Genomic DNA, 25,131 nt, shown 5'->3' with positions numbered 1-25,131 from the left:
TGCCGGACAAGCCCGGGTGTCAATCCGTTTTATCGACTGCGCGTTCATCTCCCAAAAGGTACCCGAGCACGCTGGTGATCCCGGTTAATTGATCGACGGTGAGCGTACCTACCTGACTGCCGAGATTTTTTCGTGGTACGGCGGCGATCTTGTCGCACATGGCAAATGATCGTTTCTGTAGCCCGTTTTCGCGTGTGGGCGCTATTTCCACTCGAATGGGATATCCGTCTGAATCGAAGGTGGTCAGCGGAACGACGATAACGCTGTCCAGCTGAATATTCGTATTTTGAATGACGACAACGGGCCTTGGCTTATTTGTGTAGCTTCCGCGTTCCGCGCTGACATAAACGGCGCCGCGTTTAATTGTCGTCACGCATCACACGATACTCTGCGAGCCATTCCATGATTTCGGCTTCGTGTTCCACGTTCGCTCTGATCCGCGCCGCCGCCTCGCGCATCTTCTGGTCTCGCGTATTCTGAACGTAGACCTTCAATGCCTCGCGCATCGCCTCGCTTTGAGACTGCTGGTTAAGATTTGCAGCTTCGAGGAACTGCTCCTTCAGCGCATCATCGACACGCAAACTCATCAGGCTTGCCATCAGGTGTCATCCCGTTTGTCATACAAAAGATATTACATCCATATTCGTTCTCCGCAAGATCGTGACGTTTCGAGCACTTCTGAAGCTGTGTGCCTGTTCCGATCCCTAATTCCCCGATGCCTGCATTAACCAACCATCAAGGTTAATGCTTCATTGTCATCGCATGGTTGAAGCGGCTTAGGCGCCTTATGGCGCAGTGTCCGTTTTCTTGATTCACTTCCGCGGGGGAATGCATGTCGGCACCGGTTTGCCGGGTGAGAACCTGCGTCTGCTAGAGCATCCCGGTTCAAGTGGAATCACTTGAACCGAAAAAGATGCTCTGGATTCAACAAGTAGAGCGTCCTTTGCGCGTTTTGATGAACGCGCGGCGCTCTAATGCGTGGAGTACGGTTGGTGCGTAACAGTAAGCAGTTCCATCGCAAGTCCCGTTTGTCGCCCGCGCGCTGGACTGCTCCGCTGGTGCTCGGCATCGGTCTCTTCGTCGGCTTTCCCTCCGTTTCCGCCCATTCCGATCTGGCGACCTTCCTGTCCGGTATCAACCGTGGCGGCGAGCGCTGGCGCATGGTCATGACCCGCTCGCCGGCGGGATCGTTGCATGATGTGGATGTGGTGTTCAATGACCCGATCACCACCGGCGCGATCGGCGACGGGGCGGGGATCAGGCTGCCGGACGGCGAGACGGTTTCGCTGATGGCCGACAACAAGCAGACAGACCCGCGCACCGACGAGGAGCGCGTCAATCGCCGCGACAAGAAGGGTCGCATCATCGCCGTTTCGCCGGTGACGCCGCCCAAGGACTTCACCGCCGGTTCGATCCTGCAGCGCACCAGCTCGCTGATGACCCCGGTGTTTGACAGTGGGGAGCGCATGGCCTTCTCGAAGCCGGAGATCAGGGGCAAGGAAATCGAGATCGCCACGGCCTTCTACAAGAAGAAGGCGCCGACGAGCGACGCCGGAATGTCGCCGATGCTGGCAAGCCTGGTGACCAACCAGTCCGCCGATATCCTGGCGACCGCCTATGCCCCGGCGGAGCCGGATTATGCGCGCCAGTCGCCATTCGATTCGATCCTTCGCGAAGACAAGACCGGCGGCCGGTTCATTCCCGATATCTCACCGGAAGATCATGCCTGGGCGGCCAATCCACTGCCGGCCGACGTCTTTTCCGAGGCAGAGCAGAAATGCCTGACCTCCGGCATCTATTTCGAATCGCGCGGCGAATCGATGAAGGGGCAGGCGGCCGTTGCGCAGGTCATCCTCAACCGGGTGCGCAACCCGGCCTATCCGGGCACAATCTGCGGCGTCGTTTACCAGAACAAGGGCTGGTACAACCGCTGCCAGTTTTCGTTCGCCTGTGATCGCATTCCCGATATCGTCTGGTCGCGCTCCGCATGGCAGACGGCCCATGAGATCGCCCTGGCCGTGACGGCCGGAAAGATCTGGTTCCCGGAAGTCGGTTCGGCCACGCATTATCACGCCAATTACGTGAAGCCCGACTGGGGTCCGACGATGAAGCGGGTATCCAAGATCGGCAAGCACATATTCTACCGCACCTATGGCGGCGGCTGGAGCTGAGAATCCGCCTGACATCTACCAGCCGGCCCTTCCTGCCCGGCCGGTCACCACGGCCCTATCGCGGGTGATTCCCGCCGATTCTCGGCAGACGCATCTAAAATCACCACAAGTTATTGTTTTTATCAATAATATTGTAGGGTAACAAGCGTGCTTGGTGCCTTGACTATACCAGAACCTAAAACTATGTTGCGGCCGACTTCAAAACGGGCCGAACGCTGGTCTCAAATCCGGCCTTTGTGTGACCAGGCTCATGGTTTATGACCCTGGGGGGACAAAGGGAAGGATGCCACGTGACGGAAAATCCGAAGGAAGGTCTGGAAGACCGGCTGGAACGCCTCGGTTCGGAACTGTCTGAAAAGCGCAGGGAAGATCCGAAGTACGCTGCGGACGAAGCGCGCGCTGCCGAAAATCGCAAGGGCTATCAGGTCGCCGTCAAGCTTTCGAGCGAATTTGTGGCGGCCATCATTGTCGGTGCGCTTCTGGGCTATCTTTTGGACCATTTTGCGGGTACAGGGCCGTGGGGGATGATAATCCTTCTCCTCCTTGGATTTTGTGCCGGTGTGCTGAACGTGCTGCGTTCGGCGGGCATGGTGGCAGCGCCTCATCCCGCGGATCAGCCGGGCAAGGGCATCAAGAACAAGAGTGATGATGCCTGACAGGCAGTCGTCGCAGGGTGACAATACCTGCCGCAAGGCGGGCCAGAACGAGAGAGAGCGGCTGTGGCAGGCGACAAGGTAGATCCGACCCACCAGTTTATGATCAACGAGATCATTCCGATCCATATCGGTGGCATCAATTTTTCGTTCACCAATGCCTCGCTGTTCATGGTGGCGACGCTTGCCGTCGCAACGGCTTTCCTTTATTTCACGACGTCGAAGCGCAGCCTGGTTCCAGGCCGCATGCAGTCCGTCTCCGAGCTTTCCTATGAATTCATCGCCTCCATGCTGCGCGAAGGCGCCGGCTCGCACGGCATGAAATTCTTCCCGATGGTGTTCTCGCTGTTCATGTTCATCCTGACGGCAAACATGCTCGGCATGGTTCCCTACTTCTTCACCATTACCAGCCAGATCATCGTGACCTTCGCGCTCGCGCTGTTCGTGATCGGCACGGTTCTGGTTTACGGTTTTTATAAGCACGGCCTTGGCTTCCTCAACGTGTTCGTGCCCTCTGGCGTACCCGGCATCCTCTTGCCACTCGTGGTTTCCATCGAAATCATTTCCTTCCTGTCCCGTCCGATCAGCCTTTCGGTTCGTCTTTTCGCGAACATGCTGGCCGGTCACATCACGCTGAAAGTGTTCGCAGGCTTCGTCGCCTCGCTCGGAACCATGGGCGCGTTGGGTATAGGAGGGGCGGTCCTGCCGCTCATCATGACCGTGGCCCTCACGGGTCTCGAATTCCTTGTCGCCTTCCTCCAGGCCTATGTCTTTGCGGTGCTGACTTGCATGTACCTCAACGACGCAGTGCATCCGGGTGGCCACTAAGGAATAAAGTCGTGGGGCTTTCCTCTTCAGGAAAGTGCCAAAGTTAGCCGCAACAACCATTTCGAAGGAGAAAATCATGGACGCGGAAGCAGCAAAGTACATCGGCGCAGGTCTCGCTTGCCTCGGCATGGCCGGCACGGCTCTCGGCCTCGGCAACATTTTCGGCAGCTACCTCTCGGGCGCCCTGCGCAACCCGTCGGCAGCAGACAGCCAGTTCGGCCGTCTCGTATTCGGCTTCGCCGTTACGGAAGCTCTCGGCATCTTCTCGCTGCTCGTAGCGCTGCTGCTCCTTTTCGCCGTCTAAGTTCGGCTTGAAGGCAAGGGTCGCGGCAACAACCGCGGCCCGCATCTTTTCTGACAGACTACTTTTGCCAGACTACTTTGAATGCACCTGGAGGTGAGCATGTTCGTGACTTCGGCATATGCCCAGTCGACCACCACCGAAGGCGCAGAGACCCACGACGCCGCTGCCGGCGAGGTCCACACCGAAACCGGTGTAGCCCATGAAGGCGGACATGGCTCTGGCGTGTTCCCGCCCTTCGATTCTTCGACATTCGCATCGCAGCTTCTCTGGCTGGCGATCAGCTTCGGTCTTTTCTACCTTCTGATGTCGAAGGTCGTCATGCCGCGCATCGGCAGCATTCTCGAAACGCGCACCGATACGATCGCGCGCGATCTCGATGACGCCGCCCGCTCCAAGGCCGAGGCTGATGCAGCCATCGCGGCTTACGAACAGGAACTGGCCGCTGCAAAGGCCAAGGGCAATGCGATCGCATCCGCTGCGCGCGAAGCCGCAAAGACCAAGGCTGCGAGCGACCGCACCGCGGTCGAGACCAGCCTGAACGACAAGATTTCCGCCGCTGAAGCCCGCATTGCCGATATCAAGGCGAAGGCGCTGGCTGATGTCGGCTCGATCGCCGAGGCAACGGCAACCGCCGTCGTCGAGCAGCTGATCGGTGGCAAGGCATCGAAGGCCGAGATCGCATCCGCGGTCAAGGCATCGACGAAGTAAGGAGCGCATCATGGATATGACCTCACTGGCCACATTCTGGGCTACCGTTGGCTTGGTGCTCTTCCTCGCCCTGATCGTTTACCTCAAGGTTCCGGCTATGCTGGCCAAGTCGCTCGACGAGCGCGCCGACCGCATCACCAACGAACTGGCCGAAGCCAAGCGCCTGCGCGCCGAAGCCCAGAGCCTGCTGGCCGAATACCAGAAGAAGCGCAAGGAAGCCGAAGCGGAAGCTGCCAACATCGTTGCCGCAGCCGAGCGCGAAGCCGAGGCGCTGACCGCCGAAGCCAAGCAGAAGACCGACGAATTCGTCGCTCGCCGCACGGCGCTTTCGGAACAGAAGATCAAGCAGGCCGAAGCCGACGCCATCAACTCGGTTCGCGCCGTCGCTGTCGACATCGCGATTGCTGCCGCCGAAAGCGTCATCACGGCAAAGTCCGATGAAGCAACACAGTCGGCCCTGTTTTCCAAGGCAATCAGCGACGTGAAGACCCGTTTGAACTGATTGCTTGGTTCACTGCAATTTAAAAAAGGCTGGCTCGCGCCGGCCTTTTTTTGTGTTTTGAGAGATGTTTGCCGAGAAAAAATTTTGCAGTGAAGTCTGATGTAGAATGGGGAGACCCGCAACGAACGTCCTCTTCTCTCCGTTGGAGAGAAGAGGACCGATGCCGAAATTACGCGCTACCACCGTCAGTTATAACACGGAAGAAATTGCCGCTGGATCAATTGCCGGCTTGCGCGGACGGCGCCATCGTCAGGCAGGCCTGTTCGAATTCGCGCATGGTTTCCGGGCTATTGTCTCCGGGAAGAACGGCGTCGGTCGCCATGTCGGTCTCGTCGGCCACTTCCTGTCCGTCATAGACAAAGGACTGGATATAATAGGCAAGTCCGCCCTTCCAGACCTTGCGGCCGTCGATCTCCTTGCAGGAATAGGCCGTCTGTAGGTCTGCCTGCATTGCATCGACCGTCGGTTGCTCTGCTGCGGAAACGTCCGCCGCTGCTGTGGCAGCCATCAAAATCAGACCAAAGAGCAAGTGTTCGATCCTTTCATAGAATCGCGGGCTAAACAGTTCGTTTGAACCTATATCCCGTCCGCTTTGCCGTTTGTTACCGCGGGTACCATCGATACAAGAAAAAATGCAGCTGTGTCTTCGCTGCCGATGACCGCACATCCAAGAACAATGTCCGAGCGGCCTGGTTGTTCCAAAGGGTCAAGAGAGGTCGTCTTCGATGGGGTCAGTGCCGTCCTGACGAAGCGGGCGAAAGCTCATCCGGTGGAGCGGGCAGGGGCCGTGATCGTCGATGGCGGTGCGGTGGCGGCGGGTGGCGTAACCGGCATGCATGGCAAAGCCATAGGCGGGGAAGACGAGATCGGCCCGCGTCATCATCCGGTCACGCGCCACCTTGGCGACGATCGAGGCGGCGGCGATCGAGACCGAGCGGGCATCACCCTTGATCACCGCCTTGCCCTGGCAGGGAAGCCCCGACGGCACGTCGCGGCCATCGGCCAGAACCAGCGCGGGACGGCTGGAGAGACCCAGCACGGCGCGACGCATGGCGTCGAGGCTGGCCTTGCGAATATCCGTTCCATCGATGCGGCCGGCGCCGGAGGAGGCGATCGAGACGGTTGCGCAGGACAGGATAATGTCGAATAGTTCCTCGCGCCGTGTGATGGACAATTGCTTGCTGTCGTTTAGGCCTTCGGGGATATTGTCGGGATCCAGAATGACGGCGGCGGCGACCACCGGGCCGGCCAAAGGCCCGCGTCCGGCTTCGTCCGTTCCCGCGACCGGCCAGAGACCATCCCGGCGACCCGCCAGCTCGAAACTGAAATCCGGACCGTCGATTGTCTCGAAAAGAAAGGGGGAATCGGGCGGCGTGCGTCTGGTCATGCGGCGGACCTTGCACACAAGCCCGATTCCCTGCAAGTCCTCCGGCGTGAGGCGGCTGCCGGAGGAGGGCCGATGTGCCTCGGGGCAAGAAACAACATCGGCATGCTCATCTCCGGCGCGGGTGTTCCGGAGATAATGGTCAATTTCAAAGCAGCGACAGCTGCACGCCGGTCCCGAGCGGCGGTACGAACAAGTCGCAATTCAGTGGCTTGCGGGTGACGTTCAGTTCCAGCCGCTTGGCGGCCATCTCGAAGCGCCGGCCGATCTGCCAGGCATAGGGACCGGCGCCCTTCATGCGCTTGCCGAATTCGGCATCGTAATCCTTGCCACCGCGCATCGAGCGAACGAGCGACATGACGTGGCGGTAGCGATCCGGATAGTTGCGGAGCAGCCAGTCGCGAAACAGCGGGCTTACCTCCAGCGGCAGGCGCAGCAGGACATAACTTGCGTATGCCGCCCCGGCCGCCTTGCCGGAATCCAGCACCCGTTCGATCTCGTGGTCGTTGAGGGCCGGAATGATCGGCGCCATCATCACGGTGGAGGGAATGCCCGCGTCCGACAGGGCCTTGATTGCCTCCAGCCGCTTCGAGGGCGTCGAGGCGCGCGGCTCCATCAGTCGGGCCAGCTTGCGATCGAGCGTCGTCACCGACAGCCCGACCTTGGCCAGCCCCTTCTCCGCCATCGGCGCCAGGATATCGATGTCGCGTATGACCATGGCCGACTTTGTGACGATCATCACCGGGTGATCGGCCGCCTTCAGCACCTCGAGGACCTGGCGCATGATCCGCCATTCCTTCTCGATCGGCTGATAGGGGTCCGTATTGGTGCCGATGGCGATCGGGCGGACCTTGTAGCCCGGCTTTGCCAGTTCGCGCTCCAAAAGCTTGGCGGCATCCGGCTTGGCGAACAGCTTCGCCTCGAAATCAAGCCCCGGCGACAGGCCCATATAGGCGTGGGTCGGCCGGGCGAAACAATAGATGCAGCCATGCTCGCATCCCCGGTACGGATTGACCGAGCGATCGAAGGGGATGTCGGGCGAATCGTTGCGGCTGATGATCGAGCGCGGTTTTTCGATCTGTACGTCGGTCTTGAATTCCGGCAGGTCCTCGATCGAGTTCCAGCCGTCATCCTCCAGCGTGCGCGAGACCGGCTCGAACCGGCCGGATGTGTTGAGGGCCGCACCGCGTCCGCGACGGCGATCGACCTCGATGCGAAGTCCCGAACCGGCGATCATCGCTTCGGCCATATCTGCCGTATGGGCAGGCGCCAAGGCACCCTGCCTGATGTGAGACAGCTCGTTCATGGGATTCTCCGGGAAACGCCGATACCGGCATTCCAAATTTTCTGATTATTTTCCTATCGCGAAAACGAGAACAATGCAAGAACAAAATCGCGGATGTGGTTATTCGCAGGAGCGTGGAAGGATCGGGCAACGGCAGGAAGACCGTTCGCTTGCGCGCGCATTCATCATGAATGAAAAGTAAATTCCCCCGAAACGAAGGCTCTGTGGAAATTCTGTGTGCGATGCGGTATTGACGGCGATGCTGACGATCATCATGGAAACCCGCAACAACGAAGCCGAGCTGGCGCAGACCCTGTCCGCGCTGGTCGCAGGTGCCGTTGAAGGGCTGGTGAGCGACGTGATCATCCTCGATCATGCCTCGCGCGACGGCTCCAGCCGGGTCGCCGATGCCGCCGGTGCGCGGTTCTGCACCAGTTGGGACATGAAGGAGATCGTCCGCTCGGCGCGTGGCAACTGGCTGCTTCTGCTGGAGCCGGGCGCGCGGCCGGCCGGTCGCTGGATCGACGATATTGCCGAATATATGACGCTCGGCAGGACGCCGGCGCGGTTTTCGCCGTCCAGGCTGCATCGCCGACCGTTCCTCCGGCGGATCGTGACCCGCACGCCGCCGCTGGAGCTCGGCTTCCTCCTGTCGCGGCAGCAGGCAGCGGCGATCGCGAAATCGGGCATGCCGCTCAGCGATTTTGCCACCGGGCGGGCGGTGCGCCGACTGGGCAGCGAACTGGTGCCAGCCTGGGTCGCGATCGGCAATCGTCTCGGCGCGGACGGGGTCTGAGCGGACTGAGCCCGCCTTGCAAGCGACGAGAAAAGGGGCGAACCCTTTTTGGGGTCCGCCCTGCTTGACTGAAATAGCTGGTCTGAAAAAGGGCTTTCCGCTCCGGCCGCGGCCGGCGCGTCGTATCGCTTCCCGTGGCGGCGCCTGGAGAATCGAGCCCGCCGCATTCGTGCTGCGTAACTGATACCGATCTGAACCTCGGCCGAACCGTTGCCATCCAGGTTTGCGTCGATGCGTATGCGCACCATGCCCGCTCTCCTCGTCGTTTCTATCGTGAGGACAGTTTTAGCCGGGCATGGGGATGCGCGCTGTTTCGAATGGAACAGGGAAAACAAGCCGTTGCTACCGGAGACGATCAGCCGCGCTTCAGGTGCTCATCGAGCCTCGGCATGATCTCGATGAAATTGCAGGGCATGTGCCGGTAGTCGAGTTGCTGCTTCAGGATGCCGTCCCAAGCGTCGCGGCAGGCGCCGGGCGAACCGGGCAGCACGAAGATGAAGGTGGCATTGGCAACGCCGCCGGTTGCCCGCGACTGGATCGTCGATGTGCCGATCTTGTCGTAGGAGATGCGGTGGAACACTTCGGAAAAACCGTCCATGCGCTTTTCGAACAGCGGCTCCAGCGCTTCCGGCGTCACGTCCCGTCCGGTAAAGCCTGTGCCGCCGGTGGTGATCACTACGTCGATCGCCTTGTCCAGCGTCCAGGCCTTCACCTGCGCGGCGATCATTTGCCTGTCGTCGGGTACGATGGCGCGTGCCGCAAGCCGGTGACCAGCCTCCTCGATCCGCGCCACCAGCGTATCGCCGGAGCGGTCGTCCGCCAGCGTGCGGGTATCGGAGACGGTCAGGACGGCGATGCCAACGGGGATGAAGCGTCTTGCCTGATTAGTTTCGGCCATCATGTGTTTCCTTTCAACCGATGCTGTTGCAGGCCAGAACGTACCAGTCGGGGTTTTGCCGTGAAAGCATGTCGGCGGCCGCATCCCGCTCCGCCACTGTGGCAAAAAGTCCGAAACAACTGGCGCCGGACCCTGACATCCGCACGAAGGCAGCGTCTGCACCGCCAAGTGCATCGGAAACGGCTGATATGGCCGGCTCCAGCACGCGTGCCGGCGGTTCCAGGTCGTTGCGCATGCCGTTCAGGGCAAACATCCACCCGTCCCGTTCAGTCCCGGCCTTCGGCATCACCAGCGCGGGATTGGTCTTGCTCGTCAGCATGCGGAAGATCACCGGCGTCGAAACCGCCTTCAGCGGATTGACGATCAGCATCGGAAAGGACGGGAAGGCCGGCAGAAGCTCGATGTCCTCGCCAATGCCGCGCGCGACCAGCGGTTTGCCCTTCAGGCACATCGGCACGTCGGCGCCGAGTTTCAGCGCGATGTCGAGGAGACTATCGGCGGCAACCGGCGCCTCCCACAGATCCATCAAGCCGAGAAGCGCTGCGGCCGCATCGGCGGAGCCGCCGCCGATGCCGGAAGAGACGGGAAGGTTCTTTTCGAGATGAAGATGGACCGGTCCGGTCGGGATTCCGGTTTCGGCCAGATGCGCCCGCAGGAGATCGCGGGCCTTCAGCACCAGATTGGTATCGGCGGTAGCGCTCTCCGCCACCGGCAGATCGGTAGCAAAGCGACCGGAGATCGTGAAGCGGTCGCGGCCGGAAACGGAAAAGCCGATGCGGTCGCCCGCATCGGCAAAGGTCACGAGACTGTCGAGAAGATGGTAGCCATCCGCCCGCAGACCGACGACATGCAGGGCGAGGTTGATCTTCGCTGGCGCCACCCGCGTGAGCGCGAAGCCCCGGATCCCTGCTTCATTCGTCATCTTAAACCGGGATCAGGATTTCTTGCCGGGCGTGGTCGCGTCCGGCGTTACCTTCTTCGGCTGGCCGCCATCCGTCGCATCGGCGGCGGCCGGAACCTTGGCTGTGACCGGCGGCAGGCCGTTTTCGATCTTCGCCTTGATCTTCGGAATTTCCGCCTCTTCCGGCTTCAGGGCCAGCGTCTGGTTCCACTGGAACACAGCTTCCAGCTTGCGCCCGACACGCCAGTAGGCATCGCCCAGATGGTCATTGATCGTCGCGTCACCCGCCATCAGTTCGGCGGCACGCTCAAGCTCGACCACGGCGTCGTCGAAACGGTTCATCCGGAAATAGGCCCAGCCGAGCGAATCGACGATGTAGCCGTCATCCGGCTTCAGATCGACGGCCTTGCGGATCATCGTCAGGCCTTCTTCCAGGTTGATGTTCATGTCGACCCAGGAATAGCCGAGATAGTTCAGGACCTGTGGCTGGTCCGGGTTGAGCTCGAGCGCCTTCTTGAAGCTCGGCTCGGCCTTGTCCCAGATCTTCTGGCGCTCATAGGCGATGGCGCGCTGGAAGAAGATCGTCCAGTGGCTGCGCTGCGGAACCGGGCCGATCTCTTCGACCGCACGGTCGTAGAGCAGTCCCATTTCCTTGTAGTCCTTGGCATCGGACAGCACGCTGCCATAGGCGATATAGCTGCGCATATCCTTCGGATCGAGATCGATCAGCGCCTTCAGATGTTGCTTGGCTTCTTCCGTCTTGCCGATCGAGGCAAGGCTTAGGCCCAGCTGCATTTCGGACAACCGCCGCATCGGCGAGTTTTCCGGCACGCTCTTGTAGAGTTCGATCGCGCGTTCCGGCTTCTTCAGGTTTTCGGCAATGCCGCCCAGCATGACGAGAATGTCGGCGCTGTCGGGATCGACCGCGCGAGCCGTTTGCAGGTAAAGCGAGACGATGTCTTCCGCGCCGTCGCGGTTAAGGGCTGCACCGATCGAAAACAGTACGGCGGCCGCGCCCTGTGCGGCGCTGCGAACCTGTTGTTCCTGCGGCTTGCCGTCTTCGATGCTCTTGCGGAGCGCACCGAGCGGCGCATAGTTGCTGATGAAGTTTTCGCCGACGGAGACGGCATCGAGCGCCTTCTGCTTGTTGCCGTCGCGGGCTTCGAGCTTTGCCAGTGCCACGACCGCACGCATGAACGTATCAGGAGCGGCCGCACCGCCTTCCCGGTCGAGAACGGCGTCGTTCAGCTTCGAGCGCGCCGTGGACTTGTCACCGGCGGCAAGCGCGATGGCGCCGCCATGATAGGACTTGAAGATCTTGAACCATTCCGGGCCTTCCATGGCATCGATCGCTGATATTGCTTCCTTCGGCTTGCCCTCGCCGGCCTTCGCCCAGCCCAGCAGCAGGCCGTTCATCAGCCTGTCGAGGTCGTTCGGGCCTTCATAATTCAGAATCTTTTCGGCGCGGCGGTATTCCTTCTTGCGGATCGCCTCGACGGCGCGGGCGATCGTGGTGATGCGCTCGACGGAACCGTCCGATTTCAGCTCCTCGGCGATCTTCACGCCATCCTCGAACTGACCATTCATCAGAAGGGTGATCATCAGCCGCTGCTTGACATCGTTATTGTCAGGCTCGAACTCCAGCGCCGTGCGGTAGAGCCGGGTCGCGGTATCGAGATCCTTGTCGACATCGGCCGTGCGGGCAGCCAGAAACGCGCCGGAGAAGCTGTTCACCGAGTTGACGTCGAAGGGCTTGCTTTCTTCTACGGCGGCCTTTTCCTCGGCAAAGCTCTGGGACGCGCCGGTCAGGGACGCCAAGGCCAGGAATGCTGCGCCGCTGAGCAGGCGAAGAAGGTGTTTTTGCCGCATGACAAGCCTTTCGTTACGGGCAGCGCCGATTGGCGCCATCGCCGGATTCGCGCGGAATCAGTCCCAGATCAATAACGCATTACCCGAGAAACCGGAATCGGTTTGAGCACGGGACAAAACGCAATTCGACATGCCGGCAAACGTTTTCGTGATGTGAATCACGCAACCGAAAAACCGACATGCGCCAAGCATTGATGAACAGAATGGCTTTTTTGGCGCAGTGCGGCAAGAATTTCCTCTTCGGCGTGCAAAGCTCTCCGATCGCGCGATCAGCTCACCCGCTCAATGCAGAAATCGATGACTTCCAGAAGGGCCGATTTCCAGGGAGATTGCGGCAGGGGAGCAAGAGCATCACGCGCGATGGTGCCGTAGTGCTGGGCGCGTGCGATCGTGTCGGCCAGGCCACCATAGCGGGTGATGAGGCCAAGCGCCTTTTCGAGGTTCTGGTCGTTGCTTTCACCGCCCTCGATGGCTTCGCGCCAGAAGCTGCGCTCGTCGGCCGTGCCGCGGCGATAGGAGAGAATGACAGGAAGCGTGATCTTGCCTTCGCGGAAATCGTCGCCGACATTCTTGCCGAGATCGGCGGCCTTGCCACCGTAATCCAACACGTCGTCGACCAACTGGAAGGCGAGGCCGAGGTTCATGCCGTAGGATTTCAGCGCGTTTCGGCTGGCCTTGTCGGTCTTTGCGACGATCGGGCCGACTTCGGCGGCGGCGGCGAACAGGGCGGCCGTCTTGGCACGAATGACGGAAAGATAATCATCTTCCGTCGTCTCCATGTTCTTGGCGACGGACAACTGCAGCACTTCGCCTTCGGCAATGACGGAAGCCGCCGTCGAGAGCACGTCGAGCGCATCGAGCGAGCCGACTTCGACCATCATGCGGAAGGCCTGGCCGAGCAGGAAATCGCCGACGAGAACGCTGGCCTGGTTGCCCCATATCATCCGCGCCGTCGATTTTCCGCGCCGCAGGTCGCTCTCGTCGACCACGTCGTCATGGAGGAGCGTGGCCGTGTGCATGAATTCGACGGAGGTCGCGAGCTTGACATGGGCATCACCGGTAAAGCCGAACATCGAGGCGGAAGCCAGCGTCAGCATCGGCCGCAGTCGCTTGCCACCGGACGAGATCAGGTGGTTGGCGACTTCCGGGATCATCTGGACGTCGGACCCGGCCTTGGAAAGAATAAGCTGGTTGACGCGCTCCATGTCCGCCTTGGTCAGGTCGACGAGCGGCTTCACGGATGCCTGTTTGTTTTTGCTGTCTTCCAGCGGTATCACTACGCCCAACTGAAGGCACTCCTGTTCAAATTCCAGTTTGGACAATAGAAAGGGGGGCTAGTGGCGGCAAGAGGCGAATTGTCCCGGCCCCTTAAATAAGGCAGGAAAACGAACCGGAATGAAGGAATTGATCCGCACCAACGATGTCGTCGTGCTCTCTTTCGCGGAAAGCCTGATGAAGGAGGCCGGCATTATCTACCTGATCGCCGATCAGGGCATGAGCATTCTGGAAGGCTCGCTCGGCCTCCTGCCACGCCGCTTCCTGGTCGATGAGGACGAGGCCGACGAAGCGCGGCAGATCCTGATCGACGCGGGGCTTGGGGCGGAATTGCGGGAGGCTTGACGGCTCATGCATCGTTTTTGGCAGGCTTGCCCCCTCTGTCACTGCGTGACATCTCCCCCTCAAGGGCAGGGCTATTGCATATGAGCTTCGGCTTGCTCCCCCTCTTCTCCCCAGCGGGGAGAAGGTGGCGCGTAGCGCCGGATGAGGGGGGGCGAAGGCCACCTCTGTCTGGCTCCGGCTTCGCCATCGCCTCGCATCCGCTCGGCACTTCTCCCCGCTGGGGAGAAGAGGGAGATTCGCACGCCCCTCGCAATCCATATGCGATTACCCTGCCCTCAAGGGGGGAGATTGGTCGAACACTCAGAGCGCAACTGGTTAGGGGCGCACTGCCCTTCGCGGTGATCTTCCCCCTTGAGGGAGAGATGTCACCCCCGGGTCTTGCCTTTGGCAAGCCCGAGGGCAGGCTCCGGAACAGAGGGGGGTATGCCGGCCCAGGATTCGGAGCCGCCGCATGACCACCGAAACCATCGACAGCTTCCACCGCGGTCAATTCCATGTCGTCCAGCCGCTGGGGCAGGGGCACCGGTCCGGCATGGACGCCATGCTGCTGGCGTCGCTCGTCACCTCCGAAAAGCCTTGCCGTGTCGCTGACCTCGGAGCCGGTGCCGGTGCTGCCGGGATGGCGGTCGCTTCGCGGCTTGAGACGGCTGAGGTACTGCTCGTCGAGCGCTCGCCGCTGATGGCGGAGTTTGCGAGACGAAGCCTGGCGCTTGCGGAAAACAGCCGGTTCGCCGCCCGTGTCTCCGTGCTGGAGGCCGACGTGACGCTGGCCGGACGAGCGCGGGTGGCGGCCGGTCTGCAAGGCGATGTCTTCGATCACGTCATCATGAACCCGCCTTTCAATGATGCAAGCGACCGCAAGACGCCGGATACGCTGAAAGCCGAGGCGCATGCGATGACCGATGGTCTGTTCGACATCTGGATCCGCACGGCGGGCGCGATCATGAAGCCGGGAGGGCAGGTGTCGCTGATCGCCCGGCCGGAATCGATCGCCGATATCATCGCCGCTTGCGGCCGGCGTTTCGGTGGCATCGAAATCACCGCGCTGCACCCGCGCGCTGGCGAAAACGCCGTCCGCATCCTCGTCACCGCCATCAAGCAGAGCCGCGCGCGGCTGACGCTTCGAGCGCCGCTGATCATGCATGAAGAGAGCACCCACAAGTTCTCGCCCTTCGTCGACGATCTGAACAATGGTCGTGCCGCCTATGCCCGCAGGCGATGATTTTTGAGGGGTGCCATTGCGTTTGGCGCACCAATGCATACATGCCAACACGCATGATTGAAGACTTATGTCAGGGAGTATCGATGGCCGGGTTGTTGAGGAAGTTGTTGCCGAAGCGTTTTCGCAAGGAGGGCGTGACGATCCCGGTCGTGCGGCTGCACGGTGCGATCATGGCGGGCGGCAGCCAATTTCGTCCGGCGCTGAACCTTGCGACGATCTCCCCGGTGCTGGAAAAGGCGTTCTCGATGAAGGGCGCGCCGGCCGTGGCCATCTCTGTCAATTCCCCTGGCGGCTCGCCCGTCCAGTCACGGGCAATCTACCAGCGCATTCGTGACCTTGCCGAGGAAAAGAAGAAGCGCGTCATCATCTTCGTCGAGGATGTCGCGGCCTCCGGCGGCTACATGATCGCGTTGGCGGGCGACGAGATCATCGCCGATCCGACCTCGATCGTCGGCTCCATCGGTGTGGTTTCCGGCGGTTTCGGCTTTCCGGAACTGTTGAAAAAGATCGGCGTCGAACGCCGCGTCTATACAGCCGGCTCCAACAAGGTCATGCTCGATCCCTTCCAGCCGGAAAAGGAACGGGACATCGAATTCCTCAAAGGCCTGCAGCTGGAAATCCACGAGGTCTTCATCGGCATGGTCAAGGCGCGGCGCGGCCATCTGCTGGCCGATACGCCGGACATCTTCTCCGGCCTGTTCTGGACGGGCAAGCGCAGCCAGGAACTCGGGCTGATCGATAGCCTCGGCGACATGCGCGGCGAATTGAAGAAGCGTTTCGGTGACAAGACGCAGTTGCAGCTTGTCTCGGCATCGCGCGGTCTGTTCGGTCGACGCCAGCCCGGCGCATCGATCGCCAACGGCATGGCCGAACGTTTTGCCGCTTCCGCCGTCTCCGGCCTTGCCGATGTGGCCGAGGAAAGAGCATTATGGGGCCGCTTCGGCCTTTGATATCAGCGGAAGAGGGGGGGACGCACATGCCGCAATTGATCCTACTGCTGTTGTTCGCGGCCGTCGCCTGGTTCGGCTACCGCAAATTCGTGGCCGACGCCGAAAAACTCACCCGCCGCCAGCAGGAGGCCCGCCGCCAGCAGGAAACGGGCACTCAAGGGACGCTGGTCAAGGATCCGGTGACGGGGGAATATCGGCTGAAGAAGCCGGAGTGATGGAAATGGTCGTGTTGCAGCTAAGGAAGCGGCCTTGGAACGAATCCAAGAGTTTCAGCTGAAGCTTCGGCTGATTGGAAATTCGATCGCGCCGACGCCAACGCAAGAGATAAAGACGCTACTGGCGTTCCTTTACGCGACGTTGCCAATCCGCCCCGCCATAGGTGACGCAGACGACATAGACTTCCTGCCGGTCGTCCGTCACCGTAAAGCAGACAACTGCCTTACCCGCCGTTGGGATGACGCGAAGCCCCGGATGGATTTCATTTCTGATTGTGCCCACATGCGGGAAATCACGGAGTGAAAGCAAAGTTGTTTCAATCGCGTCGATCTTCTCCTCGGCGACATCGTACCCGGCATATTCACCGATAAAAATGGTTATCTTGGAAAGATCGTCTCGGACGAGAGGGTGGCGGGTGACCCTATAGCTCACTGCCGTTCTGCTTTCTTGGCACGGATAAGGGCTCGAATGTCGCTGAACAGCGTATCGCCTTCGAGTGGAATCCACTGGTCCTTCGGCAGTTCCATTCGTCGCCGGATTTCGTTCGCCATGCCGGCCAGGGGGTCGGCCGGAGCATCGTTCTCCATCATCTGTTCGATACCGGCCTGAATGACACTGGAGACGGAGGGATAGCGGCCATCCGCCACCATCTTCTCTGCGAATGCGCGGTGGGTATCATCCAGTTCGATGTCGATCTTGACGGTCATGCATGGATCCCTTGTTTCCATGCGAGCTTACCATAATGGGGGAATTGTCGGCAACGCGGCAGTGATGGACCACTTATGCTCCGCAGGTTCGGCACGCCCCTTGACCCCCTTCGTCCATCATGGCACCAGACAGCCAGCCGATTTCAACCTGGACTGATGCCATGACGACCGCCGCTCTCCCGGACCATATGAACCCGAAGCGTTCCTTCCAGGCGCTGATCCTGACGCTCCACGCCTATTGGGCGGACAAGGGGTGCGCGGTTCTGCAGCCCTATGACATGGAAGTCGGCGCCGGTACGTTCCATCCGGCGACGACGTTGAGGGCACTCGGTCCGAAGCCCTGGCGGGCCGCCTATGTCCAGCCGTCGCGCCGTCCGACGGACGGGCGCTACGGCGAGAACCCGAACCGCCTGCAGCACTATTACCAGTATCAGGTCATCCTGAAGCCCAATCCGTCGAACCTGCAGGAACTCTATCTCGGTTCGCTCGAGGCGATCGGCCTCGATCCTCTGCTGCACGATATCCGCTTTGTCGAGGACGACTGGGAAAGCCCGACGCTCGGCGCCTGGGGTCTCGGCTGGGAATGCTGGTGCGACGGCATGGAAGTGTCGCAGTTCACCTATTTCCAGCAGGTCTGCGGCATCGAGTGCTCGCCCGTCTCCGGTGAACTGACCTATGGTCTCGAACGCCTTGCCATGTACGTGCAGGGTGTCGATAATGTCTACGACCTGAACTTCAACGGCCGCGAAGGCGACGAGAAGATCACCTACGGCGACGTCTTCCTGCAGGCCGAGCAGGAATATTCACGCCACAATTTCGAATACGCCAACACGGCGATGCTGCAGCAGCATTTCATCGATGCGGAAAAGGAATGCGTGGCGCTTCTGGCCGCCGGTGCGCCCGATGCCGGCGCCAACGCGACCCTGCATAAATGCGTCTTTCCGGCCTATGACCAGTGCATCAAGGCCAGCCACGTGTTCAATTTGCTCGACGCGCGCGGTGTGATCTCGGTGACGGAACGGCAGAGCTATATCCTGCGCGTCCGCACGCTTGCCAAGGCCTGCGGCGAGGCGTTCCTGCTGACGGATGCCGGTGGGATCAATCTGGCCAACCAGGCGGCATGAGCCGCCTTGTTCAAGGATGAGGCGCCTTATGTATCTAGCACCAGGCGCGGCCGCGCCTGGGCGGATATCCGGCCCAAAGGGGCCGGGCTGGATCAGCGGTAACCGAAGCGGTGCGCGCGGTTTCCAGGGGTATCAGCGACGCCCCGGATAGCGGACCCGTACCGGAACGAGAATCGGCTGCTTCTGTGCCTGTTTCTGCGCGCGGGTTGCTGCCATGTGGCTCATGCAGACGAGAACCAGTGCCGAGAGAGTGATCATGGAGATGATGGTCATGTTTCAAGTTTCGCACTTCACCGATGGTTTGGCGGGTCGCTTTTGCCCTGCGTCGCGCCGTAAGGTTTCGGAGTAGCCTTCATGGCCGGAATGCACGGAATCAAAATGTCCGAGCTACGCGGAAAACATGACCCAAGGATACGCCTGACATGGATTGCTGCAATCCCGAGTTATAACTAGGCGTGGAAACGCAACGTTGGCTTATGCTGCGTGAAAACAACAACCCTTCTATTGTTTCTCGCATATCTCACACGATCTGCGCGCAATAACGAGCCGCAGATCACGATTTCACCTCAGCAACCTCTTAAAGGTTTTGCTCTAGGGTGGCTGCACGCGAATAATCAGGATGCACCATGGAAGACGAGGATATCCTCCCGCCAGACGTCTTGGCCTCGATGCTGATGCGCATGTTCGAGCATGCGCCGATTGCGATGTCGATCACGACGAGCGACACCAGGACGTCGAGCTATGCCAAGGTCAACGATGCCTATCTGAAGCTGACCGGCCTGAAATGGGAGAATATTCGCGGCAAGAAGCTGACCTCGGATGGCGCCGCGATCGACAATCCGGCGCGCGACCGCCGCCACCGCCTACTGGCGGAAGAGGGCTCTTACGAGTTGGAAGAAGTCGATATTACCTATGCCGACGGCACGATCATTCCGACCCTGATTTCGGCACAACGTACGGTCGTCGATGGTGTCTCCTTCGATGTCGAGGTGATCGTTGACGTGTCGGCCCGTGTCCGCCAGCAGCGCGAAATCGAAAACGCCCTGAAGGCGTCGGCACGAACCGATGCCCTGTCCGGCCTGCCGAACCGGGCCTGTTTCGACGAGGTCGTCACCGAATCCGTCGCGCGCAGCATGCTGAACGATCGAAAGCTGGCGCTGGCCTTTATCGACCTCAACGGCTTTAAGGCTGTCAACGACACGTTGGGCCATGCCGCCGGCGACGAGGTCCTGCGCATTATTGCCAGCCGCCTGCGCGAAAGCTTTCGTGCAACGGATTTCATCGCCCGGGTCGGTGGCGACGAGTTCGTCGTCCTGCTCGATGTCGATCTGAAACTGGCAGGTGATATCCAGCAGAACCTGCAGGATGCGATGGAGCGTGTGTTCAAGCCGATCCCGATCGATGGCCATGTGACCTATACCGGAGCGGCCGTCGGCGTCACCTTCCTGCGTCCGGACGATACACCGGCCTCCTTCATCAAGCGGGCGGACGAATACATGTATATCGCCAAGACGACGGAGCAGCGCGTGGCGGTGGTCTGCTTCGGCCAAATCATGGAAATGCATGAAACGCCGATGCAGCGGCCAAGCGCCACCCGGCGCTAGAGCATCGTTCCCTTAATACGATCCATTCTGTTGGCTCAAAACGGCCGATCCACAAGAAGGATGGCGCAGAGCGATGCGACATCCATCGGTCCAGCCATCCGCCGCAGTGGGCGACCGTTTTCAGCCAACCCGAAGGGCTGGATGAATTTTGGCCACGACCGGCGGTGGCCGTCTCAACCGCAGCTTTTGCTGCGCTTTTCGCCAGCCGCCTTGGTTCTGGCCAAAATTCCTTCCAGCAGAATGGGGCGTATTAAGGGAACGATGCTCTAGGGCTCCAGATCAGGTGGCGTTGCACGCGCCACCGACAACTCTCAATCGAAAATCAAATCAGATCGCTGGCGTCGGTGCCGACCTGCCAGACCGGCTTCAGGGTCGGAAAGGTGCCTGTCGGCAGCTGACCGGCATAGGTCTGCAGGGCGCGGCGAACGCCGGTCGGCTTTTCCACATTGCCAACGCTCGCATAGGCAAAGAACAAGGCCGTGAAGGCGATGATGTTGATGAGGGTTGCGAGCGTTTTCATGGGGCCGGTTCTTTGTGTTGGGCGTTGTTCGATGGACCCACTATCGATGAAACCGCATTTTCGCGCGGTTCCCCGCGGAACAGGGAAAGACGGCTCGTGATGGGAAAAGGCGGGGCGGTGATCGCGCCCCGGAGAATTTGGCTTTCAACGGCGGGCGGTGCACCTTAAGCTTGGTGAAAACACATGTTCCCGGAAGGAAAAGCCGATGATTGCCCTGGCCATTGCCGCAGCCGTGATCCTCTATCTGATCTTCGTCTATAACGGCCTGGTCAAGGCGCGGCAGGTGAAGGAAGAGGCCTGGTCCGGCATCGACGTCCAGCTGAAGCGCCGCGCCGACCTGATCCCGAACCTGATCGAGACGGTGAAGGGCTATGCCGCCCACGAGAAAGGCACGCTGGAGGAGATCGTCGAACTGCGCAACAGGGCCCAAGCCGTGCCGTCCGGAGACGTGGCGGGACGCGCGGCGGCCGAAGGCATGCTCAGCCAGGCGCTCGGAAAGGTGTTCGCGCTGGCGGAGGCCTATCCGGACCTCAAGGCCAACCAGAACTTCGCTGAGCTGCAACAGTCCTTGGAGGACATCGAAGACGAAGTCCAGATGTCGCGCCGCTATTACAACGGCGCCGCCCGCGATCTCAACGTCAAGGTCGAGAGTTTCCCGTCCAATCTCGTCGCCGGCCCCTTCGGCTTCACCAAAGCCGCCTATTTCGAAATCACCAACGAGGCCGACCGCGCCGTGCCGGTTGTGAAGTTTTGATCTAGCCCGAAACGGCTTTCCATCGTAGACGACTTTCCATTATCGACAGGAGTCCACGGCCCAGCCAAAAGGCCGCGCCGAAGGCATCAAGAGACATGAGCATGAGCAACGCAGACCAGAAACTCACCATCCTGCCGCCCGGCCATCCGCTGGAAGGTCGCGTCAGCCCGCCGGGGTCGAAGTCGATCACCAACCGGGCGCTTCTTCTTGCCGGCCTTGCCAAGGGCACGAGCCGCCTGACCGGCGCTTTGAAGAGCGATGACACGCGTTATATGGCGGAAGCGCTTCGTGCCATGGGCGTGGACATCTCCGAGCCGGATGACACGACCTTCGTCGTCACCGGCACGGGCAAGCTTCTGCCTGCCGACAAGCCGCTCTTTCTCGGCAACGCCGGTACCGCAACGCGGTTCCTGACAGCTGCGGCAGCACTTGTCGATGGCACGGTGGTCGTCGATGGCGACCAGCATATGCGCAAGCGGCCCATAGCGCCGCTTGTGGCCGCGCTGCGTTCACTCGGCGTCAAGGTTGAGGCCGAGACGGGCTGCCCGCCGGTTACCGTTGCCGGCACCGGCGATTTTTCAGGCGATCACGTCACCATCGATGCCGGCCTTTCCAGCCAGTATGTCTCGGCCCTCCTGATGGCGGCGGCCGGCGGCTCGCGTCCGGTCAATATCGAGCTGGCGGGTGAGGAAATCGGCGCGCGCGGCTATATCGATCTTACGGTTGCCGCCATGCGGGCCTTCGGTGCCGAGGTGACACAGGCGAGCCCTTCCGTCTGGCAGGTTGCGCCGACTGGCTATACGGCGACCGACTATCTCATCGAGCCGGATGCATCGGCTGCCACCTATCTCTGGGCGGCGGAAGTGTTGACGGGGGGGCGGATCGATCTCGGTGTGGCGGCGGAAGCGTTTTCGCAGCCAGACGCGAAGGCGCATGAGGTCATCGCCAGCTTCCCACGCATGCCTGCCGTCATCGACGGCTCGCAGATGCAGGATGCCATCCCGACGCTTGCCGTTCTCGCCGCCTTCAACGAAACGCCGGTGCGCTTCGTCGGCATCGAAAACCTGCGCGTCAAGGAATGCGACCGGATCCGCGCACTTTCAACCGGCCTTACGAATATCCGGCCGGGTCTCGCCGTTGAAGAAGGCGATGATCTGCTGGTTGCCTCCGATCCGGCGCTGGCCGGTCAGACGCTGCCGGCCGATATCGACACGTTCGCCGATCACCGCATCGCCATGAGCTTTGCGCTGGCGGGGCTGAAGATCAACGGCATCACCATTCTTGATCCCGGTTGCGTCGCCAAGACCTATCCGCGCTATTGGGACGAACTCGCCTCGCTCGGCGTCGCCTTCACGGGTGACCGGCCTTAAGTCAATGTAACAGCATCACCGGAAGACCAAGGAGGGGACCCACCGCATGAAACGCCTGATCGCGATACTCGGTTTCCTCCATGTCTTCCTCGCTCTGGCCGTTGCCGCCCGCGCCGAGGAGATCATCACCGCCTATCGATCCGATATCACGGTGGCGAAAAGCGGCCTCTTGACGGTCAGCGAAACGATCACGGCGAATGTCGAGGGCGACCAGATCAAGCGCGGTATCTACCGCGACTTCCCGATGACCTTCGTCGATGACAGCGGCCGCACCGTCCGGGTCGATTTCAATCTCGTCTCCGTCGAGCGCGACGGCGTATCAGAGCCCTATCACACCGAAAGCATCAGCGGCGGCATCCGCATCTATACCGGCGACAAGGATGTCTTCCTGCCCGCCGGCCAGCACATCTTCCGGATCACTTACGAGACCGGCCGCCAGATCCGTTATTTCAACGATCATGACGAGCTTTACTGGAATGTGACCGGCAATGGCTGGGTGTTTCCGATCAATGAGGTGTCGGCGACCGTGACGCTGCCGCCCGGCGTAAAAGCCGAGGACATGGCCGTTTTTACCGGCGGGCAAGGGGCGACGGACAGGAATGCCAGCTTTACGAAGATGGGATCGCAACTCGTCTTCGTCACGACCCGTCCGCTCGGGGCCCATGAGGGTCTGACCATCGCCGTCAAGATGCCGAAAGGCAGCATCGATCCGCCCTCTGTCTCCCAGCAACGCAGTTGGTGGCTGCAGGACAACCTACCGCCGATCCTGGCCATCACCGGCTTCGTTATTGCGGCGCTCTACTATTCGCGCATGTGGCTGAAAGTCGGCCGCGATCCCGCGCGCGGCGTCGTCGTACCGCGCTGGGATGCGCCTGGGGGCATTTCGCCAGCGCTGGTCAACTATATCGACAACAAGGGTTTTTCCGGCGAGGGCTGGACGGCCCTCTCGGCGGCGGCGCTCAATCTTGCAGTCGAAGGCTATGTGGTGCTGGAAGACCTGAAGAACTCCCTCGTCATTACAAGGACAGCCAAGACGCAGCCGCCATCGCTGCCCACCGGCGAGGCGGCGCTCCTGTCCGCCGTGCAGAGCCGTGGCGGCAAGCTGACGATCGACAAGGCGAACGGACCAACGGTGCAGAAAGTCGGAACGGATTTCCGCAGCGCCATGGAAAAGGAGCACCGCAACAAGTATTACCACGCCAATACGGCCTATGTGGTCGGTGGAATCGTGCTGTCGGCGCTGTTCGTTGTGGCGGTCTTCGTCGCCGGCATTCTCAACGAAAGCACGGTTCTGCTGGTCCTGCTGCCGGTTCTGGCCTCCGTCTTCATTTCGCTGCTGTCGGTCAGCCTCGCCAAGCTCTTGAAGCGCCGTGGCAGCCTGTTTGCCCGGATCGGCGCGATCATCGTCGTCGCCTTCTTCGGCTTCTTCCTGATCGCGGCGGCGCTCAGCGCGCTGGCTGTCGTCGTCAGCACGGCATTGTCAAGCCACCAGGTGCCGCTGCTTCTGGGCGTGGGTGGCATCGTACTGGTCAATGTGCTGTTCCTCTACCTGATGGGCGCGCCGACGCCGCTCGGCTCGAAGATGATGGATGGCGTCGATGGGCTCCGGCAATATCTGACGCTGGCGGAAAAGGAGCGGATGAACATGGCCGGCGCGCCGGACATGTCGCCGCAGCATTTCGAAAAACTGCTGCCCTATGCCGTGGCGCTCGGCGTCGAAAAGCCATGGGCGGATACGTTCGATCGCTGGCTTCTCGCTGCGGCGGCAGGGGCCGCCGCCTACCAGCCGGCCTGGTATCACGGCGATTCCTTCCAGTCGGGTTCCTTCGGCAACCGCATGGGCGGCTTCGCCAGTTCCATGGCCAGCACCATGACCTCCTCGCTGCCGCCACCGCCCAAAAGCTCATCCTCCGGGTTTTCCTCCGGCGGCGGCTTTTCCGGCGGTGGCGGAGGTGGCGGTGGCGGAGGCGGGTGGTGAGGGGCCAAAAGCCGGCAGCCCTTTGTATCGCGTCGTGATACTTGACGCCTCTGCTTTTATGTATCATGCTCTGATACAATGCGGAGGCGCGGATGATCCGTTCGTTCAAGGATGAACTTACGCTGTCCGTGGCGAACGGTAGTGTGAAGAAGGGTTTTCCGGCGGATCTCGTTCGGCGTGCGCAGCAGTTGATGGCTCTTTTGCATACGACGAGAGACTTGAAGGATATGATGTCGCCACCCGGCAATCGACTGGAGAAGCTGTCGGGTGACCGTGAGGGGCAATATTCGGTTCGCATCAACCAGCAATGGCGCATTTGCTTTTCGTGGTCGGAAGGTGGCGCCGATGATGTCGAGATCGTCGATTATCATTAGGAGAGAGGTCCGATGATTGGTAATATCTTGCCCGCAATCCATCCGGGCGAAATTCTCAAGGAACTCTATCTCGATCCGTTGGAGATGAGTGCCGGCATGCTTGCCAAGAAGCTGAATGTTCCGAGGACTCGGATCGAACGTATAGTCGCAGGCAAGACCGCGATGACCACGGATACGGCACTTCGCCTTGCGCGCTTCTACAACACGACGCCGGAACTCTGGATGAGCTTGCAGGTGAGCTACGACTTGAAAATCGAGGCGGAGCGAAATCGTGCGGAGATTGAGCGAATCCCTGTCCGCGATGCTGCATGAGAACCTGACTTTTCGCCATTGAATGGATGACTTTTGCTGCCGGGCTTGCTAAGTCCCGCGCAGTCCATCGATCCCATAGAA

At 60.7% G+C, this 25,131-nt stretch carries 31 protein-coding genes; 18 read left to right on the top strand and 13 right to left on the bottom strand.

All coding sequences use genetic code 11. From position 1 onward, the window contains the following. Positions 1-19 precede the first annotated feature (19 nt). Both ACST81_RS19120 and ACST81_RS19115 read right to left on the bottom strand, forming a co-directional pair. A complete protein-coding gene (locus ACST81_RS19120) occupies positions 20-373 on the bottom strand; it encodes a type II toxin-antitoxin system PemK/MazF family toxin (protein WP_438749882.1) in 354 nt (117 codons plus the stop codon). Beyond that, positions 360-599, bottom strand: coding sequence for a ribbon-helix-helix protein, CopG family (locus ACST81_RS19115; RefSeq protein ID WP_438749881.1), 240 nt, complete (start codon positions 597-599; stop codon positions 360-362). The genes ACST81_RS19120 and ACST81_RS19115 overlap by 14 nt, the downstream gene beginning before the upstream one ends. Before the next feature lie 393 nt (positions 600-992). Between ACST81_RS19115 and ACST81_RS19110 the strand changes: the two genes are divergently transcribed. The 6 genes from ACST81_RS19110 to ACST81_RS19085 all read left to right on the top strand — a co-directional run bounded on the left by ACST81_RS19110 (position 993) and on the right by ACST81_RS19085 (position 5,166). Then, positions 993-2,171 (top strand): cell wall hydrolase, encoded by a 1,179-nt coding sequence (locus tag ACST81_RS19110; RefSeq protein ID WP_438749879.1) that lies wholly within the window; start codon positions 993-995, stop codon positions 2,169-2,171. 290 nt (positions 2,172-2,461) lie between these two features. Next, entirely contained in the window at positions 2,462-2,827 is a 366-nt protein-coding gene (locus tag ACST81_RS19105) for an AtpZ/AtpI family protein (RefSeq protein WP_438749877.1), read from the top strand. A 99-nt stretch (positions 2,828-2,926) separates the two neighbouring features. Further along, positions 2,927-3,652, top strand: a complete 726-nt coding sequence (locus ACST81_RS19100) for a F0F1 ATP synthase subunit A (RefSeq protein ID WP_438753686.1) — start codon at positions 2,927-2,929, stop codon at positions 3,650-3,652. Between the two features lie 76 nt (positions 3,653-3,728). Then, on the top strand, positions 3,729-3,956 hold the full coding sequence (locus ACST81_RS19095) for a F0F1 ATP synthase subunit C (protein ID WP_037106138.1): 228 nt from the start codon (positions 3,729-3,731) through the stop codon (positions 3,954-3,956). A 99-nt stretch (positions 3,957-4,055) separates the two neighbouring features. Then, positions 4,056-4,664, top strand: a complete 609-nt coding sequence (locus tag ACST81_RS19090; protein WP_438749875.1) for a F0F1 ATP synthase subunit B — start codon at positions 4,056-4,058, stop codon at positions 4,662-4,664. 16 nt (positions 4,665-4,680) lie between these two features. Further along, a complete protein-coding gene (locus ACST81_RS19085; RefSeq protein WP_438753685.1) occupies positions 4,681-5,166 on the top strand; it encodes a F0F1 ATP synthase subunit B in 486 nt (161 codons plus the stop codon). Between the two features lie 217 nt (positions 5,167-5,383). On the opposite strand, the gene ACST81_RS19080 is transcribed toward ACST81_RS19085, so the two are convergent. The 3 genes from ACST81_RS19080 to ACST81_RS19070 form a co-directional block, all read right to left on the bottom strand. Next, complete coding sequence (locus ACST81_RS19080; RefSeq protein WP_438749873.1) at positions 5,384-5,674, bottom strand: hypothetical protein; 291 nt, start codon at positions 5,672-5,674, stop codon at positions 5,384-5,386. A gap of 198 nt (positions 5,675-5,872) precedes the next feature. Continuing rightward, on the bottom strand, positions 5,873-6,553 hold the full coding sequence (locus ACST81_RS19075) for a ribonuclease HII (RefSeq protein ID WP_438749871.1): 681 nt from the start codon (positions 6,551-6,553) through the stop codon (positions 5,873-5,875). A gap of 145 nt (positions 6,554-6,698) precedes the next feature. Next, entirely contained in the window at positions 6,699-7,856 is a 1,158-nt protein-coding gene (locus ACST81_RS19070; RefSeq protein WP_438749870.1) for a PA0069 family radical SAM protein, read from the bottom strand. 238 nt (positions 7,857-8,094) lie between these two features. Between ACST81_RS19070 and ACST81_RS19065 the strand changes: the two genes are divergently transcribed. Beyond that, the gene (locus tag ACST81_RS19065) at positions 8,095-8,631 is read left to right on the top strand and encodes a glycosyl transferase (protein WP_438753682.1); all 537 of its coding nucleotides are present in this window, start codon (positions 8,095-8,097) and stop codon (positions 8,629-8,631) included. A gap of 355 nt (positions 8,632-8,986) precedes the next feature. Here the strand turns inward: ACST81_RS19065 and moaB are convergent, their stop codons facing one another. The 4 genes from moaB to ACST81_RS19045 all read right to left on the bottom strand — a co-directional run bounded on the left by moaB (position 8,987) and on the right by ACST81_RS19045 (position 13,585). Further along, entirely contained in the window at positions 8,987-9,529 is a 543-nt protein-coding gene (gene moaB, locus ACST81_RS19060) for a molybdenum cofactor biosynthesis protein B (protein WP_438753680.1), read from the bottom strand. Positions 9,530-9,542: 13 nt separating this feature from the next. Further along, on the bottom strand, positions 9,543-10,451 hold the full coding sequence (locus tag ACST81_RS19055; RefSeq protein WP_438749869.1) for a 4-(cytidine 5'-diphospho)-2-C-methyl-D-erythritol kinase: 909 nt from the start codon (positions 10,449-10,451) through the stop codon (positions 9,543-9,545). A 12-nt stretch (positions 10,452-10,463) separates the two neighbouring features. Continuing rightward, a complete protein-coding gene (locus tag ACST81_RS19050; protein ID WP_438749867.1) occupies positions 10,464-12,299 on the bottom strand; it encodes a tetratricopeptide repeat protein in 1,836 nt (611 codons plus the stop codon). A gap of 269 nt (positions 12,300-12,568) precedes the next feature. Further along, complete coding sequence (locus ACST81_RS19045; RefSeq protein WP_438749865.1) at positions 12,569-13,585, bottom strand: polyprenyl synthetase family protein; 1,017 nt, start codon at positions 13,583-13,585, stop codon at positions 12,569-12,571. A 109-nt stretch (positions 13,586-13,694) separates the two neighbouring features. Between ACST81_RS19045 and ACST81_RS19040 the strand changes: the two genes are divergently transcribed. From ACST81_RS19040 to ACST81_RS19025, 4 genes are all read left to right on the top strand, one after another. Next, positions 13,695-13,919, top strand: a complete 225-nt coding sequence (locus ACST81_RS19040; protein ID WP_438749864.1) for a putative signal transducing protein — start codon at positions 13,695-13,697, stop codon at positions 13,917-13,919. 451 nt (positions 13,920-14,370) lie between these two features. Further along, positions 14,371-15,141 (top strand): tRNA1(Val) (adenine(37)-N6)-methyltransferase, encoded by a 771-nt coding sequence (locus tag ACST81_RS19035; protein WP_438749862.1) that lies wholly within the window; start codon positions 14,371-14,373, stop codon positions 15,139-15,141. 83 nt (positions 15,142-15,224) lie between these two features. Further along, positions 15,225-16,091, top strand: a complete 867-nt coding sequence (locus ACST81_RS19030) for a S49 family peptidase (RefSeq protein ID WP_438749861.1) — start codon at positions 15,225-15,227, stop codon at positions 16,089-16,091. A 26-nt stretch (positions 16,092-16,117) separates the two neighbouring features. Beyond that, on the top strand, positions 16,118-16,306 hold the full coding sequence (locus tag ACST81_RS19025; RefSeq protein WP_438749860.1) for a hypothetical protein: 189 nt from the start codon (positions 16,118-16,120) through the stop codon (positions 16,304-16,306). Between the two features lie 118 nt (positions 16,307-16,424). Here ACST81_RS19025 and ACST81_RS19020 read toward each other — a convergent pair whose 3' ends face one another. Both ACST81_RS19020 and ACST81_RS19015 read right to left on the bottom strand, forming a co-directional pair. Beyond that, positions 16,425-16,739: a type II toxin-antitoxin system RelE/ParE family toxin gene (locus ACST81_RS19020; RefSeq protein WP_438749858.1), complete on the bottom strand. Its 315-nt coding sequence runs from the start codon at positions 16,737-16,739 to the stop codon at positions 16,425-16,427. After that, positions 16,736-17,014, bottom strand: a complete 279-nt coding sequence (locus tag ACST81_RS19015; RefSeq protein WP_438749856.1) for a type II toxin-antitoxin system ParD family antitoxin — start codon at positions 17,012-17,014, stop codon at positions 16,736-16,738. Before ACST81_RS19015 ends, ACST81_RS19020 begins: the two co-directional genes overlap by 4 nt. A 161-nt stretch (positions 17,015-17,175) precedes the next feature. Between ACST81_RS19015 and ACST81_RS19010 the strand changes: the two genes are divergently transcribed. Beyond that, complete coding sequence (locus ACST81_RS19010) at positions 17,176-18,138, top strand: glycine--tRNA ligase subunit alpha (protein ID WP_438749855.1); 963 nt, start codon at positions 17,176-17,178, stop codon at positions 18,136-18,138. Positions 18,139-18,270: 132 nt separating this feature from the next. Here the strand turns inward: ACST81_RS19010 and ACST81_RS19005 are convergent, their stop codons facing one another. Continuing rightward, entirely contained in the window at positions 18,271-18,411 is a 141-nt protein-coding gene (locus ACST81_RS19005; RefSeq protein WP_438749854.1) for a hypothetical protein, read from the bottom strand. Positions 18,412-18,764: 353 nt separating this feature from the next. Here ACST81_RS19005 and ACST81_RS19000 point away from each other — a divergent pair, with 353 nt between their 5' ends. Continuing rightward, entirely contained in the window at positions 18,765-19,742 is a 978-nt protein-coding gene (locus ACST81_RS19000) for a diguanylate cyclase domain-containing protein (protein ID WP_438749852.1), read from the top strand. Between the two features lie 322 nt (positions 19,743-20,064). Here the strand turns inward: ACST81_RS19000 and ACST81_RS18995 are convergent, their stop codons facing one another. Continuing rightward, a complete protein-coding gene (locus tag ACST81_RS18995) occupies positions 20,065-20,262 on the bottom strand; it encodes a hypothetical protein (protein WP_438749851.1) in 198 nt (65 codons plus the stop codon). Positions 20,263-20,467: 205 nt separating this feature from the next. Between ACST81_RS18995 and ACST81_RS18990 the strand changes: the two genes are divergently transcribed. From ACST81_RS18990 to ACST81_RS18970, 5 genes are all read left to right on the top strand, one after another. Beyond that, a complete protein-coding gene (locus tag ACST81_RS18990) occupies positions 20,468-21,016 on the top strand; it encodes a LemA family protein (protein ID WP_438749850.1) in 549 nt (182 codons plus the stop codon). Positions 21,017-21,111: 95 nt separating this feature from the next. Further along, complete coding sequence (gene aroA, locus ACST81_RS18985; protein WP_438749848.1) at positions 21,112-22,386, top strand: 3-phosphoshikimate 1-carboxyvinyltransferase; 1,275 nt, start codon at positions 21,112-21,114, stop codon at positions 22,384-22,386. A gap of 46 nt (positions 22,387-22,432) precedes the next feature. Next, positions 22,433-24,364, top strand: a complete 1,932-nt coding sequence (locus ACST81_RS18980; protein ID WP_438749846.1) for a DUF2207 domain-containing protein — start codon at positions 22,433-22,435, stop codon at positions 24,362-24,364. Between the two features lie 92 nt (positions 24,365-24,456). Next, positions 24,457-24,738 (top strand): type II toxin-antitoxin system RelE/ParE family toxin, encoded by a 282-nt coding sequence (locus ACST81_RS18975; protein ID WP_438749845.1) that lies wholly within the window; start codon positions 24,457-24,459, stop codon positions 24,736-24,738. A 15-nt stretch (positions 24,739-24,753) separates the two neighbouring features. Further along, entirely contained in the window at positions 24,754-25,050 is a 297-nt protein-coding gene (locus ACST81_RS18970) for a HigA family addiction module antitoxin (protein ID WP_438753678.1), read from the top strand. Positions 25,051-25,131 lie beyond the last annotated feature (81 nt).

Source organism: Pararhizobium sp. O133 (assembly GCF_051669845.1).
In the GTDB taxonomy this organism is placed as follows: domain Bacteria; phylum Pseudomonadota; class Alphaproteobacteria; order Rhizobiales; family Rhizobiaceae; genus Pararhizobium.
This window is presented reverse-complemented; position numbering and strand designations above follow the sequence as displayed.